We start from the raw sequence: 17284 nt of genomic DNA on the forward strand, positions 1-17284 counted from the left end.
GCACTGCGCGGGGCTGCTCTCACAAGCGATCAAAAAATAGCTTAGGCTTACCTAAGCTGACGCACCGGGGGGTCCGGTGTGACCAGGAACGTTTGCCTCATATCGGGAGTCCCCACGCCATGCGTCACCACCAGGACGAGACCGCTCCTGCCGAACTGCCCGAACTTCCGCTGCTCGCCGCACAGTCCGGGATCCTCTACGCCCAGGCACTCGCTCCTGACAGCCCGGTCTACAACACGGGCGACTGCGTGGAGATCACCGGCCCCCTCGACGAGGCACTGTTCGAGCAGGCCCTGCGGCGCACGGTCCGGGAGGCCGAGACGCTGGCGCTCCTCGCCGTCACCGAGGGAGACACCCCGGCGCAGCGCGTGGCCGCCCACGACTGGCAGTTGCACCGCCTCGACCTCCGCACGACCGCACGGCCGGAGGAGGAGGCCGAGGCGTGGATGACCGCCGACCTCGCCCACCCTGTGGACCTCACCCGCGGCCCGCTGGTCACCCAGGCCCTCCTGCGCGTCGCGGACGACCGCCACTGGTGGTACCAGCGCGTCCACCACTTCGCCGTCGACGCCTACGCCCTGACCCTCATAGGCCGCCGCGTCGCCGAGGTCTACACCGCCCTCGCCGACGGGGCCGAGCCCACTCCCAACCCCTTCGGCACCCTGCGGGAACTCGTCGACGACGAGGCCGGCTACACCTCCGGCGAACGCCGTGCCACCGACCGCGACTTCTGGCGCGAACGCCTCGCCGACCGGCCGGAGCCCGTCTCCCTCTCCGACCGCCCGGCGGCCGCCGCCGGAGCCGTCCTGCGCCACACCGCCGGACTCCCCGCCGGCTCCCTGGCCCGCCTGGAGGCGGCCGCCCACGCCGTCCGGGCCACCTGGGCCGAACTCCTCATCGCCGCCACCGCCGGCTATCTGCACCGCGTCACCGGGGCCCAGGACGTCGTCCTCGGCCTTCCGCTGATGAACCGCCGCGGCCCCGCCGCGCTGCGCACGCCCGCCATGATGGTGAACGTCATGCCGCTGCGCATCGCCGTGCGCCCCCAGGACACCGGCGCCGAACTCCTGCGCCGCGTCGTCCTCGAGGTCCGGGCCGTCCGCCGCCACCAGCGCTACCGGCTGGAGGACCTGCGCCACGACCTCGGCCTCACCGTCGACGAGCAGCCGCTGTTCGGGCCCATGGTGAACATCAAGGCGTTCGAGGGCGACCTGGAGTTCGGCGGCCTGCCCGGCGTGGTGCGCAACCTCGCCGCGGGCCCCGTCGACGACCTCGCCCTGGCCGTCACCCCGGCGCCCGACGGCTCCGTGCGCCTCGGTCTGGACGCCAACCCCGCCCGCTACGACGCCCCTTCGCTCGCCGAGCACGAACACGGCCTGCGCCGCTACCTCGACGGGCTGGCCGGCCTGCTCCTGGACGACCCGCAGCGGCCCGTGGGCACCATCGACCTGCTGGACGCCGAGGAGATCCGCGCCGCCACCGCGGGCCGCACCGAGCCCGCCCCCGAGCGCACCCTGCCCGAACTCTTCGCCGAGCAGGCCGCCCGCACCCCCGCAGCCGTCGCGGTGCGCAGCGGCGCGCACGCCCTCACCTTCGCCGAACTCGACGCCGCCGCCAACCGCCTCGCCCACGAGCTGCTCGCCTCGGGCCTGCGCGCGCAGAGCGCCGTGGCGCTCGCCCTGCCCCGCAGCACGGACACGGTCGTCGCCCTCCTCGCCGTCCTCAAGGCGGGCGGCGTCTGCCAGCCGCTCGACCTCGGCCACCCCGAACAGCGCATCACCGCCGTCCTGGACGACACCCGGCCCGGCTGCATCGTCGGCACCGCCGACGCCGTGCGCGGCCTGCCGCAGCACGGGATACCCACCCTGCTGCTCGACGACCCCGCCACCCGCGCCCGCATCGACGCCCGGCCCGGCACGGCTCCCGCCGCCCCGGCGCTCCGGCAGCCCGCGTACGTCATCCACACCTCCGGCTCCACCGGCCGCCCGAAGGGCGTCCTCGTCACCCACGCCTCCCTCGCCAACCTCCACGCCGGGCACGGCAGCGACCACGTCGCCCCCGCCCTGGAGCGCACCGGACGGGACCGGCTGCGGATCGCGCACAGCGCCTCCTTCGCCTTCGACGCCTCCTGGGACCCCGTCATCTGGATGGTCCACGGCCACGAACTGCACCTCCTGGACGACACCGCCTACCGTGACCCTGCCGTCCTGACCGCCTACGTCCACGAGCACCGCATCGACTACCTGGACGCCACCCCCTCCTACGTCGAGGCCCTCGTCGCCGAAGGCCTCCTCGACGCGGACCGGCACCGCCCCGCCCTGGTCGTCGTCGGCGGCGAGCCCGTGCCCGAGCCGCTGTGGCAGCGCCTGGCCGCCACCGAGGGCCTCAGCCCCATCAACCTCTACGGCCCGACCGAGACCACCGTCGACGCCTACTACTGGCTCACCGGCCCCGAGGGCGACGGCACGGCCGTCGGCCGCCCCGTGCGCGGCTCGCGGGCGTACGTCCTCGACGGCTCCCTGCGCCCGGCCGCCCCCGGCGTCACCGGCGAGCTGTACATCGCCGGCGCCTGCCTGGCCGCCGGCTACCTGAACCGCCCCGACCTCACCGCCGAGCGCTTCACCGCCGACCCCTTCGGCGCCCTGCACGGCGAGCCCGGCGCCCGCATGTACCGCACCGGCGACTTCGTGCGCCGCCGCCCTGACGGCACCCTCGAATTCCTCGGCCGCGCCGACGACCAGATCAAGATCCGCGGCTTCCGCATCGAACTCGGCGAGATCCAGGCCGCCCTGGCCGAGCACCCCGAGGTCGCCCAGGCCGCCGTCATCGCCCGCGACACCGCCACCGGCAAGCGGCTCCTCGGCTACGCCGTCCTCACCGAAGGCGCCACCGCCGATCCGGGCCTGCTGACCGACCACCTCGCCGGCCGGCTGCCCGGCCATATGGTGCCCGCCCACATCCTCGTCCTCGACGCGCTGCCCCGCACCGCCAACGACAAGCTCGACATACGGGCGCTGCCCGACCCCGAGCCCACCGGCACGGCCGCGGGCGCGGCCCACCGGGCTCCCGCCTCCCGCGCGGAGGCCGACCTGTGCGAACTCTTCGCCCAGGTGCTGGGCCTGGATGCGGACACCCCCGTCTCGGCGGACGCCAACTTCTTCGACCTGGGCGGCCATTCGCTGCTCGCGGGCCGTCTCGCGGCCGCGATCCGCGGCCGGCAGGGCCACCGCCAGGAGGGGGCCGTCACCCTGGCCGACGTCTTCCGCAACCCCACCCCGGCCGCCCTCGCCGCGCTCGCCGCCGGCGGCCCGGCCCCGGGCGGGGCCGCGGAACGCCCCGAACTCGCCCCCGCGCGCCGCGAGGAGCCGCTGCCGCTCTCCCCGGCACAGAAGCGGCTGTGGTTCATGCACCGCCTCGAAGGCCCCAGCCCCACGTACAACATCCCGCTCCTCCTCAACCTCACCGGCCCCGTCGACCGGGACGCGCTGCGCCTCGCCCTCGGCGACCTCACCGAGCGTCACGAGACACTCCGGACGGTATACCCGGCCACTGACAACGAGCCCCGCCAGCGGATCCTGCCCCCTGCGCAGGCCCGCCCCGAGCTGCACGTCGCGCCCGCGTCGGCGAACCTCACCGAGGCCGTCCGGCACTGCTTCGACCTGGCCGCCGAACCGCCGCTGCGCGTCACGCTGTTCACGGACGGCGCGGACAGCCACACGCTGCTCCTGCTCCTCCACCACATCGCCGGAGACGGCGCCTCCACCACCCCGCTCGCCCGGGACCTCGCCACCGCCTACGCGGCCCGCGCCGAAGGCCGCGCACCCGAGTTCGCGCCGCTCCCCGTCCAGTACGCCGACTACACCCTCTGGCAGCAGCGCTTCCTCGGCGCCTCCGCCGACCGGCCCAGCGCCTTCGCCGCACCGCAGCTCGACTACTGGCGGGAGCGCCTGGCCGGCGTCCCCGACCTGCTCGACCTCCCCACCGACCACACCCGCCCGGCCGTCGCCTCCTACCAGGGCGACACCGTCCCCTTCCGGCTCGACGCCACCGCGCACGCCGCCGTCGCCTCGCTCGCCCGCACCACCGGCAGCAGCGTCTTCATGGTCGTCCAGGCGGCCCTCGCGGCCCTCCTCACCCGCTACGGCTGCGGCACCGACATCCCCATCGGCACGCCCGTCGCCGGACGCGACGACGACACGACCGCCGGACTCGTCGGGTTCTTCGTCAACACCCTGGTGCTGCGCACCGACACCTCGGGCGCCCCGACCTTCCGCACCCTGCTCGACCGCGTCCGCACCTCCACGCTGGCCGCCCACGAGCACGCCGACCTGCCCTTCGACTGGCTGGTCGAAGACCTCAACCCGCGCCGCTCCCTCGCCCGGCACCCGCTCTTCCAGGTGATGCTCGCCTGGCAGTCGCTGCCCGACACCGAGTTCGCCATGGGTCCCGGACTGAGCGCCCGCACCACCGCGGTCCCCTCCGGCACCGCCAAGTTCGACCTCACCCTCAACGCGGGGGAGCAGCCCGGCGGCGGCATCTCCGGCTTCCTCGAGTACCGCACGGACCTCTTCGACGCCGGCACGGCGGAACGTCTCTCCACCCACCTCGCCCGCCTGCTCGCCGCGGCCGCCGCCCACCCAGACACCCCCGTCGGCCGGCTCCCGCTCCTCGACGAGCAGGAACTCCACCGCACCCTCGTCGAGTGGAACACCGGCACCACCACCCCCGCTCCGGCCGAGCGGACCCTCGTCGAGCTGTACGAGGACGCCGCCCGCCGCCACCCGGACCGCACGGCCGTGACCTGCGACGGCGCATCCCTCACCTACGCCGAGCTGTCCGCCCGCGCCAACCGCCTGGCCAGGCTGCTCGCCGCGCGCGGCATCGGCCCCGGCGCCATCGTGGCGCTCGCCCTGCCCCGCTCCCTCGAACTGGTCACCGGCCTGCTGGCCGTCGCCAAGTCCGGCGCCGCCTACCTCCCCATGGACCCGGACTACCCGGCCGACCGCCTCGCCTACATGCTCGCCGACGCCGCCCCGGCCGCCGTCGTCACCGACACCGCGACCGCCGGCCGCATCCCTGCCCACGACCTGCCGACCGTCCTCGTGGACGGCACCGAGGCCGGGGCGTACGCGCCCGCGGACCTCACCGACGCGGACCGCACCCGGGCCCAGCGGCCCGGCGACGTCGCGTACGTCATCTACACCTCGGGCTCCACCGGCCGCCCCAAGGGCGTGCCCGTCACCCACCACAACGTCGCCCGGCTGTTCTCCGCCACCGACCACTGGTTCGGCTTCGACGAGCACGACGTCTGGACGCTCTTCCACTCCTACGCCTTCGACTTCTCGGTGTGGGAGCTGTGGGGAGCGCTGCTGCACGGCGGCCGGCTCGTGGTCGTCCCGCACCTGGTCAGCCGCGACCCGGCGGCCTTCCTCGGCCTGCTGGCCGACGAGCGCGTGACCGTCCTCAACCAGACGCCGTCCGCGTTCTACCAGCTGATGGCCGCAGACAGTCAACAAAACAGCGCAAATCCGGGCCGTGAACTGGCCCTGCGCTACGTCGTCTTCGGCGGCGAGGCCCTCGAACTCGGCCGCCTCGACGACTGGTACGCCCGCCACGCCGACGACGCGCCGACGCTCGTCAACATGTACGGCATCACCGAGACGACCGTCCACGTCTCGTACGTCGCCCTCGACCGCGCGAGCGCCGCCGCCGGAACCTCCAGCACCATCGGCGTCAACATCCCCGACCTGCGCGTCTACGTCCTCGACGAGCACCTCCGGCCCGTGCCGCCCGGCGTCACCGGCGAGATGTACGTCGCCGGAGAAGGCCTGGCCCGCGGCTACCTCGGCCGGCACGCCCTCACGGCGGAACGATTCGTCGCCGACCCCTTCGCCCGCCTCTTCGGCGAGCGCGGCAGCCGGATGTACCGCTCCGGCGACCTCGCCCGCCGCCGTCCCGACGGCATCCTCGAGTACTTCGGGCGCGCCGACCACCAGGTGAAGATCCGCGGCTTCCGCATCGAACTCGGCGAGATCGAGGCCGTCCTGGCCGAGCACCCCGACGTCGCCGACGCGGCCGTCGTGGTCCGCGAGGACACCCCCGGCGACAAGCGCCTGGTCGCCTACGCGGTGCCCGCCCGCGAGACCACCCCGGCCCTGCTGCGCGAGCATGCCGGCACCGAACTGCCCGTCCACATGGTCCCGTCGGCCGTCGTCCTCCTCGACCGGCTGCCGCTGACCGCCAACGGCAAGCTCGACCGCAAGGCGCTGCCCGCCCCCGACCTCGCCGCCGCCGTCACCGAGGGCCGGGCCCCGCGCGGCCCCCGCGAGGAACAGCTCTGCGCGATCTTCGCGGACGTCCTGGGGCTGCCCCGGGTCGGCGTGGACGACAACTTCTTCGACCTCGGCGGCCACTCGCTGCTCGCCGTGCGCCTCGCCGGCCGTATCAAGGCCGCGCTCGGCGCCGACGTCGGCATCGGCACCGTCTTCCAGGCGCCCACCGTGGCCGCCCTCGACGCCGCCCTGGACGCGGCGGAAGGCACGGACGCCCTCGACGTGCTGCTGCCGCTGCGCCCGGCGAAGGACGGGGACAAGGCACCGCTGTACTGCGTGCACCCGGCCGGCGGCCTCAGCTGGTGCTATGCCGGCCTCATCCGCCACCTGCCCGCCGACGTGCCGATCTACGGCCTCCAGGCCCAGGGCGTCGGCACGGCCACCGCCGCCCTGCCGCTGCCGGGCACCCTGGAGGAGCTGGCCGCGCACTACGTCGACCGGATCCGCGAGGTTCAGTCCGAAGGCCCGTACCGCCTCCTGGGCTGGTCCACCGGCGGCATCATCGCCCAGGCCATGGCCACCCGGCTGCAGGACCTCGGCGCCGAGGTCGAACTGCTCGCCATCCTCGACGCCTACCCGGCCGAGGGCTTCCGCGAGCTGCCCGTGCCCGACCAGGCCGAGGCCCTGGAGGCGCTGCTCACCATGGGCGGCTACGGCCCCGACAGCCTGGAGGGCAAGCCGCTGGAGCTGGCCCACGTCATCGAGGTGCTGCGCCGCGAGGGCTCCCCGCTGGCCAGCCTCGACGACGCCACCTTCGACGCCCTCAACCGCACCTACCTCAACACCAACCACCTGGTGCGCGCCTTCGACCACCGCGTCTTCAAGGGCGACGCGCTCTTCTTCCGGGCCACCGTCGACACCATCGACGACACCCTCACACCGGAGACCTGGACCCCCTATGTGACCGGGCGGATCGACAACACGAACGTCGCCTGCTCGCACAAGGACATGACCCTGCCCGAACCGATCGCGCACATCGCGAGCGTCATCGCCGACCACCTGCAGAACCTGGAGAACTGACCCCATGAGCGACGCACCCGCCAACCCCTTCGACGGCGACGGGGACTTTCTCGTCCTCGTCAACGACGAGGGGCAGCACAGCCTGTGGCCGGGCTTCGCCGCCGTGCCCGACGGCTGGACCGCCGTCCACGGGCCGTGCGCCCGGCAGTCGGCCCTCGACTGGATCACCGAGCACTGGACCGACCTGACCCCGGCGGCCCGGTGAGGGGGATCAACCCGCGCATCGCCGTCGTGATCGTCTACACGGCGGCGATGTGCATGAACGGGCTCGACTCGACCATCGTCAACCCGGCGCTGCTCACCATCGCCCGGGACTTCGGCGAACCGGTGTCGGCCGCCAACACCGTCGAGGTCGCCTTCCTCGTGGCGCTCGCCGTCGCCCTGCCCGTCGCGGGCTGGCTCGGCGACCGCTTCGGCACCAAGAAGGTCTTCCTCGGCTCCCTCGCCGTGTTCACGGCGGCCTCGGCGGCCTGCGGGCTCGCACAGGGGCTGACCGAGCTGGTCCTCGCGCGCGGCGTGCAGGGCATCGCGGGCGGGCTGCTCACGCCCGTCGGGATGACCCTGCTCTTCCGCACCTTCCCGCCGCACGAGCGCGTGAAGCTGTCCAAGGTGCTCATCGTGCCGACGGCACTGATGCCCGCCCTCGGCCCGCCGCTCGGCGGCTTCCTCACCGAACACCTCTCCTGGCACTGGCTGTTCTTCGTCAACGTGCCGATCGGCGCCGCCGCCGTGCTGTGCGGCGTCCTGGGGGTCCGCGAGCAGATGGAGGGCACCGACGGGCCCTTCGACCGCACGGGTTTCCTGCTCGCCACCCCGGCGCTCGGACTCCTCACCTACGCGCTGGGCTTCGGCCCCGCGCACGGCTGGACGTACCCGGCCGTCGTGGTCGCCGGCCTCCTCGGCCTGGGACTGCTGGCCGCGGCCGTCGCCCACCAGCTGCGGATCGAGACGCCGCTGCTGGAGCTGAAGCTGCTCGGCGACCGGGTCTTCGGGTCCGCCGCCGTGCTGGCCCTGCTCACTTCGGCCGGGCTGATGGGTGTGCTCTTCGCCTTCCCGCTGCTCTATCAGGCGGCGCTGGGCGCCTCGGCCATGGACGCGGGCCTGAGCGTCTTCCCCGAGGCGCTCGGCTTGATGCTCGCCTCGCAGGTGGTCGACCGGCTGCTGCCGAAGCTCGGCCCGCGGCTGCTGGCCGTCCCCGCGCTGGTCCTGGCCACGGCCGTCTTCGCGGCCCTCGCCGTGCCGGGGGTGGCGGAGAGCGCCTGGGCGGTGCGGGCGCTGATGTTCTGCGTCGGCCTGGTGCTGGGCACGGCCGTGCTCACCGTCCAGATCGCCGGGTTCGCGGACGTGCCGCCCCCGGCCATGGGCCAGGCGATGGGGCTGTTCACCATCGTGCGCACGCTGGGCGGTGCGCTCGGCATCGCGGCCGTGGCGGCGGTCATCGCGGCGCTGGGCTCCGGCCCGCACGACGAGGCCCCCGGCCCGTACCGGTCGGCGATCCTCGCCACCGCCGGCCTGGTGGCCCTCGGCGCGCTCTGCGCGCTGCGGATGCCGAAGGAGGCCCCCGCCCCGCCGCCCTTCGACGACAGGGCCCAGGAGTCAGAGGGGTCGGCCGCGGCCTGACAGCAGTCCGACGAGTCCGACGGCGAGCCCGCCGCGCCAGCAGGCGTAGTCGTGGCCGCCGTTGAACTCGTCGTACGTCACGTCGTAGCCCCGTGCCTCCAGCACATTGCGCAGGTGCCGGTTCTGCGGGAGCAGCATCCACTCCTGCAGGCCCACCTCCAGATGGAAGCGGACCGGCAGCTTCTCGCACGTCGCGTACTGCCGGGTCAGCCACTCGCTGCCGCTGTCGAACTCGGTCCCGTCCGGCCACCAGAAGGAACCCGACTGGGAGAGCGCGTTCCCGAACCGCTCCGGCCGGCGGAACGCGGCGAACGCCGCTGTCAGGCCGCCCGCGCTCTGCCCCGCCACGACCGTGCGGGCCGGGTCGGCCGACGCCCCGTACTCCCGCGCCGCCCACGGCAGCAGCGCGTCGGCCAGCCAGCCCACGAACTCCTCGCTGCAACTGAGGTCGGCCATGCGCCGGTCGCGTCCCATGGTCTCCACCATGAGGGTGACCGTGGGCGGGATCCGCCCGTCGGCGAGCAGACCGTCCATGGCGGAGCCGAAGTCCAGCACCGGCCCCCACATCTCGCCGTCCAGCAGCACGGCGACGGCGTACGGGCCGCCGTCCGGCGCGTGCCCCGCGGGCAGGTGGACGCCCACGCGCCGCCCGTCGACCTCCGCCGCGACCCGCGCGCCGCGCGGCACGGACCCGAGGTGCGGCGCCCACTCCTGCGCGGGTGCGTCGGGGAGTTCCATCACGGAGGAGGGGTTGCGGCCGTCGCGGGAGGGCAGCAGCGGGCCGCCGGCGTACGGGTCGGGCACGGCGGTGTCCAGCACGCGCAGCCATGCCTCCCGGTCCGTGCGCAGCGTCTCCTCGCGGGGGCCGCGGTGGACGGAGAACTGGTACGAGGCCCGGTGATCGGCGCGCAGCCGGTGGCTGATGGCCCAGACGTCCGTGCCCGGGACCTTGCTCATAAGGTGCGGGGCGAGGTCGCGGGCGTGGCGGTCCTTGTCGGTGACGGTGTGGAGGAGGGCGAGGACGTCGGTGGCGGGGGCGCCGGGTTCGTCGCGCCAGAGGAAGGTGACGAGGCGGTAGGCGGGGTTGCCGTCGGGATCGGGCTCGACGAGGGGAGTGCCGTGCGCTGCGGCGCGCTTCCAGAAGGCGTCGACGGCGCCGGGCTCGCCGCCTGCGGCGGCCAGATTGCGGAGTATCGGACTCTGCGTTTCCATGTGACTTCCTTTCGGTGGCACGTCGTTGGGTGGGAGGGGGGTGCCCCGGTCCCGCCCTTTCACCGTTTCCTGGGGCTTCGCCCCAGACCCCGGACCGCGCTTCGCGCGGTGTCCTCAAACGCCGGACGGGCTGAAACTCCAGCCCCTCCGGCGTTTGAGGAGCGGGGGTCCGGGGGCGGAGCCCCCGGTTACGGGAAGGGGCGGGGTGGGGAAAACCCGCCGGAGGCCCTACACCCGCGTCGCCGCCGACCGCCCCAGCAGCACCCACAGCAGGAACGGCCCCCCGAGCACCGTCGTCACGACACCCACCGGCACCTCGACCCCGTCGAAGACGATCCGCCCCACCGTGTCCGCCAGGACGACAAGCACGGCCCCCGTGAGCATCGACCCCAGCACCGGCACCCGCAGCGGCCCCGCCAGCCGCCCCGCGATGACCGGCGAGGCCAGGGCCACGAAGCCCACCGGACCGCAGATGCCGACGGCGAGGCCCGCGAGCCCCACCGCGAGCAGCAGGCACACCATCCGCACCCGCCCCGGGGCGACGCCCAGCGAGGACGCCGTGGCGTCGTCGAAGCGCAGCACATTGAGCTGCCGGGCCACGACCAGCGCGAGCGGCACCAGCACGGCCAGGCCGACGAGCACGGGAACGGCCACGGAATAGCCGCGCCCGTTGAGGCTGCCCGTCGTCCACACGTACAGCGAGCCGGCCGAGCTGAGGGAGCGGCGGGAGAGCACGACCTGGGTGATGGCCGAGGCGAGCGCCGACATGGCAAGGCCCACGACGAGGACCCGGTAGCCGCGCTGCCCGAGCCCGCCGGAGACCGTGGTGACGACGAGGACGGCCACGAGCGCGCCGACCGGTCCCGCCCACCAGGCGCCGAAGGTGCCGGTGAGGGTGGTGGACAGCAGGACTGCCGCGGTGGCGCCGTCGTTGACTCCGAGCAGTTCGGGGGTGGCGAGGCGGTTGCGGGCCAGCGTCTGGGTGAGGCAGCCGGCCAGGCCGAGGGCCGCTCCGGCGGTCAGCCCGGCGACGATCCGGCCCAGCCGGAACTTCTGCACCAGCAGCACGTCGAAGCGGTCGCCGGAGCCGAAGACGGCGTTGAAGGTGCGGGTGAGGCTCATGGTGCTCTGGCCGGCGTACGCGGACCAGACGACGGCGCACAGCAGCAGCGCGGCCAGGGCCAGCGCCGACAGCGCGGCTCTGCGCGGCAGCAGCAGGGAGACGGCGCCGCGCCGCAGCACCAGGCTGTCGACGGGGCTCTCGGGAGCCCCGGGCTTCCCGCACTCCTCGCGCCCCGCGCGCCCGGCCGGCCGCAGCGGGAGCCAGGGCAGCCGGGGCAGCCGGGGCACGAACCGCCGGGCCGGCCCGGTCTGTTCCTCGGTGGCCGGGTCGGTCATGCCCATCGCGCCCAGCCGCTTGGAACGGACGATGCCGATGAGGACGGGGGCGCCGATGAGGGCGATGATGACCGAGACCGGCGCCTCGAACGGCCGGGAGACCACCCGCGCCAGGACGTCGGCACCGGTCAGCACCCCGGCGCCGATGAGCCCGGCGAGGACGATCTGCGCGGTGAGCCGGGGACCGGCCACGGCGCGGGCGAGGAAGCCCGCGAGCAGGCCGAGGAAGGAGATCGGGCCGACCAGCGCCACGGACGACGCGGTGAGCAGGGTGACCGAGACCGCCACGACCACCCGGACGGTGGACGGGCGGTGGCCCAGCCCGCGGGCGAGGTCGTCGCCGAGCGCGAGCGCGGACAGCGGCCGGGCGACCAGCAGCGCCACGAGGAAGCCCACGGCCAGGACCGGCAGCAGACCGGTCAGCTTGGCATAGCCCTCGACCCCGGCGAGCGAGCCGAGCACCCAGAACCGGAAGCGGTCGTAGGTCTCGGCGGAGTTGACGATGATGACGCTGGTGACGCCGCCGAACGTGGCGCCCAGCGCCGATCCGGCGAGCACCAGCCGCATCGGCGAACCACCGCCCCGGCGGCCCGCCATGAGCAGCACGAGGCCGCTGGCGGCAATGGCGCCGCCGAAGGCCCACAGGAGGTGGCCGTAGCCGCTCGACACGCCGAGGAAGGCGATGCCGACGACGACGCCGAGCGAGGCGCCCGCATTGACGCCCAGCAGGCCCGTCTCGGCGAGCGGGTTGCGGGTGACGGCCTGGAGGAGGCTGCCGGAGGTGCCGAGGGCGGCCCCGACGAGCAGCGCCGTGAGCGTTCGGGGCAGCCGCAGGTCGCCCACGACCAGGGACAGCCGGCTGCTGTCGCGTGCGCCGTTGCGCCCGAGGAGGTAGTCCAGGACGTCGCCGGGCCCGACCTCGCCCGCTCCGATGCAGAGGGAGAGGGCGGCGAGCACGAGGACCGCGAGCAGCAGTGAGGCGGAGGCGATGAGAAGGGGCCGGCGTCCTCGGGAGGGGGCCGGCGGTGCCTCGTCGGCGAGGGCTTCCGCCTCGGGGTCCACGTGCGACACAGTCATAAGGTAAGGCTAGCCTAATGATATTGGCGGCCCGGAACGGGCGCCGGGCCTTTGTCATGCGCTTCAGGTCACACCGCAATAAAGTGGCCGTGTTTCAGCAGTCCCGGCAATCTCCGTATTCAACCCATTCCGGGGAGAGACGCATGCCCAGCCACAGCCTCAAGGACAAGGTCGTCGTCATCGGCGGCGCCTCGCGGAACCTCGGCAGCCTCATCGCGAAGGAGGTCGCCGCGGACGGTGCCAAGGTCGTCGTCCACTACAACAGCCCCTCCTCGAAGGAAGGGGCGCAGCAGACCGCCGAGGCCGTCAAGGCGGCGGGCGGCGAGGCGGTCGTCCACGAGGCCGACCTGACCAAGGTCTCCGAGGTGGAGGGGCTCTTCGAGGTCGCGGTCGGGGCCTTCGACAAGGTGGACTGCATGGTGAACACGGCCGGCATGGTCGTCAAGAAGCCGATGACCGAGGTCACCGAGGAAGAGTACGACCGGATGTTCGCCGTCAACTCCAAGGCGGCCTACTTCATGATGCAGGAGGCGGCCAAGCGGCTGGAGGACGGTGGCAGGATCGTCACCATCGTGACCTCGCTGCTCGCCGCGTACACCGGTCTGTACTCCGTCTACGCGGGCAGCAAGTCGCCCGTCGAGCACTTCACCCGGGCCCTGTCCAAGGAGCTTTTCGGCCGCAACATCTCGGTCAACAACATTGCGCCGGGACCGATGGACACCTCGTTCTTCTATCCGGCCGAGACCGACGACTCGATCGCGTTCCACAAGTCGTCCTCGATGAACGGAGAGCTGACCAAGATCGAGGACATCGTGCCCTATGTGAAGTTCCTGCTCACGGACGGCTGGTGGCTCAACGGGCAGACCCTCTTCGTCAACGGGGGCTACACCACCCGCTGACACCGCGCTCACCGCCGTGACCCGGGTCACGGAGCCGCCCCGCCGATCCCGTCCTCACCAGGGCGAATGCACGGGCGGAACACCTGCCTTGACCACGTTGCACTGGAGTCCCCGGGCAGGGGGAGCCCAGGATTCGGGGCATGGATTCCACGTACTCCACCGAAGCGAATGCCCCTGCCCGCCCCGCCGTCGCGGCCGGTGACGTCCTCGCTGTCGTGAGCCAGAGCGGCCCGACCGTCACCTTCTTCGACGCCCTCACCCACGAGCGGCTCGACGTCCTCGAAGTCCCCGCCGAGCCCCACGAGTTGTGCTTCGACCCCGACCGCCGACTGCTGTACTGCACCAGCAGCTACGTCTCCGGCTACTACCACGCGAACCAGGGGCGGGCCCGGCAGGTCACCGTCATCGACGCGGACACCCGCCGCATCGTCGACGTCCTCGACACGGCCCCGGACCACGCCCCGCACGGACTCGCCCTGGACCGCGCCCGCGCCCGGCTGTACGTCAGCGTGGAGGCCACCGACACCGCACCCGGCGGGGTGATCGTCTACGACGCCAGGACCCGGGAGCGGATCGGCCGGATCCCCGTCATGGCCGACGGGCCGCACTGGTTCGCGACCACCCCGGACGGGCGGTGGGGCTACTCCACCAACAAGGAGGCGGGCTTCGTGTCCGTCCTCGACCTCGAGCGCGACGAGTTCGCCGGGCGGGTGACGGTGCCCGGCAGCGAGGGGCTGGACGTCTCGCCCGACGGCAAGTACGTCTACGTCGCCGCCCCCAAGGGGGACTTCTCCGCCATGCCCGCCGTGCAGACCGGAATCCGCGTGATCGAGGTGGCCACGAACGAGGTCGTGCGGACCCTGCCCACCGAGGGCGTGGTCTTCCCCGTGCACACCACGGTCACCGGGGCGGTCCTCGCCGGCGAGCTGCGGATGGCCGAGGGGGAGGGCGGGGCGCTGGGCGCCCAGACCAACGGCGTGCTGACGGTCTTCGCGCCGGGGACCCTCGAGCCCGTCGGGCAGGTCGAGGTCGGGCGGTTCCCGCTCACCATCACCTCTTCGCCGGACGGCAAGGTGGGCTACGTCTCCAACGTCATGTCCGCCACGGTGACCGTCGTCGACCTCGTACGGATGAGCGTGCTCGACACCCTGCATGTCGACCGCGTGGGCGATGACGGTGCCCACGGACTGGCGTACATACCCGCCGCCCAGGGCTGACGGGCCGACAGGCCCGTCGGGGCCCGCGCGCCCGGCCGCTTATACCACCCGGCCGGGCGAATCCCGGGACGGCGCGCGGTTGCGAGAGCGGACACCTGCCCCGAGGGTGGATGTCAAGATCATCGAACCGGCGTCGTCGCCGGGGTGGGGTGACGGACCGCCACCGGCGGTCCGCGACCCCGTGAGGAGCCGTCCATGTCCGGATACCGCGCAGCCGGATACCGTGCAGCCGGATACCGTGAAGTCCTCCGGCCCGGCCGCGGCCGCCACCGGCGCCGCCGCCGGGTGTCGCGGCTGAAGGCCGCGCTGACCGCCTCCGTGCTGCTGGCCTGCTCGGCGTTCGTGGCGGCCGCGGTGGACGACGACGCGGCGGAGTGCGGGCCCGCGAAGGCGGGCGCGCGGACCCCCGGGCGGGCGAACGGCAAGGCCGCCGAGTGCCGGGCGAAGCCGGCGGACCACCGGGTGGCCGGACCGGCCGGGAAGGCCGGGGGGCACGGCACCGTCGACGGCGTGCCGCACGACGGCGGCACGCTCCCGACCACCCCGCGCGCCCCCCAGGAGGAGGGCGTCTACGACCGCGAACGGTGCGGCAACACCTCCGGGCGGGTGCTGCTCACGCTGGACGACTGGCCCTACAACGACCCGGAGCGCTCCGTGCGCATCGGCGCGCAGCTCCAGTCGCAGGGCGTCCGGGCGGCCTTCTTCCTCATCAACCAGTACGCGTCCCAGTACCCGCAGATCGTCTCCACGCTGCGCCAGCAGGGCCACTGGGTGGGCAACCACACCTTCTCCCACCGGGACCTGCCCGGCCTCACCGACCAGGAGGCCAAGGACGAGATCCACAACGGCCTGGCCGGCAATCTGCTGCGCCCGCCGTACGGCGACGCCGGGGAGCGCGAGCGGGAGATCGCCGACGAGTCGGGCATGCGGATCTGCAACTGGACGATCGACACCCACGACTGGGAGAAGGTCGAGGGCAGCCTGCGCAGCGCGGAGGACATCCGGGCGATCGTGCGGGACGCCACCCCCGAGGAGAAGCACAACGGCGTCATCCTCGGACACCTGTTCAGTCACTTCCCGGAGGCCCTGAGCGGCATCATCACCGACCTCCAGGCCCAGGGCTACCAGGTGTGCCGCAACACCGGTCCGGTCACCGACCAGGCATCGAACCCGCTGGAGTGCTGACCGCGCCTCAGCGGTAGCGCAGGTACTTCCGCCGGACCGCCCGGAACGCCGCCAGCTCCTCGTGCCAGGAGCCGGCCACCGCCTCGGCGTCCGCACCCGCGTCGATCATCGTCCGGAGCCGGGACGAGCCCGAGAGCTTGTCGACGAAGCGGTCCGGGCGCCACGCGAAGCCGCTCCAGGTCCGCTTGGCGGCGATGAGCAGCGCCACGCCCGTGCGGACGGGGTCGTACGCGGCGCGGTCGTGGACGTGAATGTGCAGGCCGCCCACCGTTCTGCCCTGGAGCGGGCCGAAGGTGGGCACGTAGTAGGCCTCCCGGAAGTGCGCCCCCGGCAGTCCGGCGGCGTTCGCGGCCCGGGCCCACCGGCCGTCGAGCCCCTCGGCGCCGAGCATCTCGAACGGCCGCACCGTGCCCCGTCCCTCCGACATGACGGTGCCCTCGAAGAGGCCGGTGCCGGAGTAGACCAGCGCGGTGTCGGGCGTGGCCATGTTGGGGCTGGGCGGCACCCAGGGCAGCCCCGTGGCGTCGAAGAAGTCCCTGCGCCGCCAGCCCGACATCGTCACGACGGCCAGCTCCACCGGGCGGCCCGCCACGGCCGGCACGAACTCGCCGTTGTAGAGCAGGGCCAGTTCGGCGACGGTCATCCCGTGCGCCTGGGCGATGGGCGCCCGCCCGATGAACGTGGCGTACGCACGGTCCAGGACGGGCCCGTACGCATCCCGCCCGGAGACCGGGTTCGGCCGGTCCAGCACCACGAAGCGCTTCCCCGCCAGGGCGGCGGCCACCATGCAGTCGTAGAGCGTCCAGATGCAGGTGTAGAAGCGGGCGCCCGCGTCCTGGCTGTCGTAGACGAGCGTGTCGATCCCCGCCCTGGTGAACAGATCGGCGAGGGGCCGGCCGCTCTTGCGGTAGGTGTCGTACACCGGGAGCCCGGTGGCCGGGTCGGTGGAGTCGCCCTCGGAGAGCCCGGCCTGGGGCGTGCCCCGGTAGCCGTGCTCGCCGCCGAAGACGGCGGTCAGACGCACGCGGGGGTCGGCGTGCATGACGTCGACGATCCCGCGCGCATCGGAGGTGATGCCGCTCTGATTGGTGACGACCCCGACCCGCTGCCCGTCCAGCAGCCGGTAGCCGTCGGCCGCGAGCCGCTCGAAGCCGGTGCGCACGCGCACGGTCCCGGCGGGGGAGGCGTGACACTCCGCGCCGGGGGAGACGGCGGACGCGGGCGTCGCGGCCGCCGGGGCCGCGACCCCCACCGCACCCGCGGCGCCCCCGGCGAGCACTGCCCTTCTGGAAAGCGTCATACCTCCGCAAAATAGAGCATCTTG

At 73.6% G+C, this 17284-nt stretch carries 9 protein-coding genes; 6 read left to right on the forward strand and 3 right to left on the reverse strand.

Features of this window, described 5'->3' with window-relative positions:
- The first annotated feature begins 119 nt into the window (after positions 1 to 119).
- From AC1Z4A_RS29925 to AC1Z4A_RS29935, 3 genes are read left to right on the forward strand one after another with little or no spacing between them, the layout of a single operon-like run.
- Positions 120 to 7352 (forward strand): amino acid adenylation domain-containing protein, encoded by a 7233-nt coding sequence (locus AC1Z4A_RS29925; protein ID WP_483683000.1) that lies wholly within the window; start codon positions 120 to 122, stop codon positions 7350 to 7352.
- Positions 7353 to 7356: 4 nt separating this feature from the next.
- The gene (locus AC1Z4A_RS29930) at positions 7357 to 7557 is read left to right on the forward strand and encodes an MbtH family protein (RefSeq protein WP_483683001.1); all 201 of its coding nucleotides are present in this window, start codon (positions 7357 to 7359) and stop codon (positions 7555 to 7557) included.
- Positions 7554 to 8972, forward strand: coding sequence for a DHA2 family efflux MFS transporter permease subunit (locus AC1Z4A_RS29935; RefSeq protein ID WP_483683002.1), 1419 nt, complete (start codon positions 7554 to 7556; stop codon positions 8970 to 8972). The genes AC1Z4A_RS29930 and AC1Z4A_RS29935 overlap by 4 nt, the downstream gene beginning before the upstream one ends.
- Here the strand turns inward: AC1Z4A_RS29935 and fes are convergent.
- Both fes and fhuB read right to left on the reverse strand, forming a co-directional pair.
- Positions 8949 to 10184, reverse strand: coding sequence for an enterochelin esterase (gene fes / locus AC1Z4A_RS29940; RefSeq protein ID WP_483683003.1), 1236 nt, complete (start codon positions 10182 to 10184; stop codon positions 8949 to 8951). The genes AC1Z4A_RS29935 and fes overlap by 24 nt on opposite strands.
- 228 nt (positions 10185 to 10412) lie before the next feature.
- Positions 10413 to 12659: a Fe(3+)-hydroxamate ABC transporter permease FhuB gene (gene fhuB, locus AC1Z4A_RS29945; protein ID WP_483683004.1), complete on the reverse strand. Its 2247-nt coding sequence runs from the start codon at positions 12657 to 12659 to the stop codon at positions 10413 to 10415.
- A 143-nt stretch (positions 12660 to 12802) separates the two neighbouring features.
- On the opposite strand from fhuB, the gene AC1Z4A_RS29950 reads away from it, so the two are divergent.
- The 3 genes from AC1Z4A_RS29950 to AC1Z4A_RS29960 all read left to right on the forward strand — a co-directional run bounded on the left by AC1Z4A_RS29950 (position 12803) and on the right by AC1Z4A_RS29960 (position 15960).
- Positions 12803 to 13558: an SDR family oxidoreductase gene (locus tag AC1Z4A_RS29950; protein WP_483683005.1), complete on the forward strand. Its 756-nt coding sequence runs from the start codon at positions 12803 to 12805 to the stop codon at positions 13556 to 13558.
- A gap of 140 nt (positions 13559 to 13698) precedes the next feature.
- Complete coding sequence (locus AC1Z4A_RS29955; RefSeq protein ID WP_483683006.1) at positions 13699 to 14775, forward strand: YncE family protein; 1077 nt, start codon at positions 13699 to 13701, stop codon at positions 14773 to 14775.
- Between the two features lie 195 nt (positions 14776 to 14970).
- Positions 14971 to 15960 (forward strand): polysaccharide deacetylase family protein, encoded by a 990-nt coding sequence (locus tag AC1Z4A_RS29960; protein ID WP_483683007.1) that lies wholly within the window; start codon positions 14971 to 14973, stop codon positions 15958 to 15960.
- A gap of 7 nt (positions 15961 to 15967) precedes the next feature.
- On the opposite strand, the gene AC1Z4A_RS29965 is transcribed toward AC1Z4A_RS29960, so the two are convergent.
- Entirely contained in the window at positions 15968 to 17260 is a 1293-nt protein-coding gene (locus tag AC1Z4A_RS29965) for an exo-beta-N-acetylmuramidase NamZ family protein (protein ID WP_483683008.1), read from the reverse strand.
- Positions 17261 to 17284: the final 24 nt, after the last annotated feature.

It is taken from the genome of Streptomyces sp. 17_S59 (genome assembly GCF_056930295.1).

What these genes read in the sequence shown, in the direction of transcription:
- AC1Z4A_RS29925 (WP_483683000.1), top strand. Translation starts at nt 120, where the DNA reads ATGCGTCACCACCAGGACGAGACCGCTCCTGCCGAACTGCCCGAACTT.
- AC1Z4A_RS29930 (WP_483683001.1), top strand. Translation starts at nt 7,357, where the DNA reads ATGAGCGACGCACCCGCCAACCCCTTCGACGGCGACGGGGACTTTCTC.
- fes (WP_483683003.1), bottom strand. Translation starts at nt 10,184, where the DNA reads ATGGAAACGCAGAGTCCGATACTCCGCAATCTGGCCGCCGCAGGCGGC.
- fhuB (WP_483683004.1), bottom strand. Translation starts at nt 12,659, where the DNA reads ATGACTGTGTCGCACGTGGACCCCGAGGCGGAAGCCCTCGCCGACGAG.
- AC1Z4A_RS29950 (WP_483683005.1), top strand. Translation starts at nt 12,803, where the DNA reads ATGCCCAGCCACAGCCTCAAGGACAAGGTCGTCGTCATCGGCGGCGCC.
- AC1Z4A_RS29955 (WP_483683006.1), top strand. Translation starts at nt 13,699, where the DNA reads ATGGATTCCACGTACTCCACCGAAGCGAATGCCCCTGCCCGCCCCGCC.
- AC1Z4A_RS29960 (WP_483683007.1), top strand. Translation starts at nt 14,971, where the DNA reads ATGTCCGGATACCGCGCAGCCGGATACCGTGCAGCCGGATACCGTGAA.
- AC1Z4A_RS29965 (WP_483683008.1), bottom strand. Translation starts at nt 17,260, where the DNA reads ATGACGCTTTCCAGAAGGGCAGTGCTCGCCGGGGGCGCCGCGGGTGCG.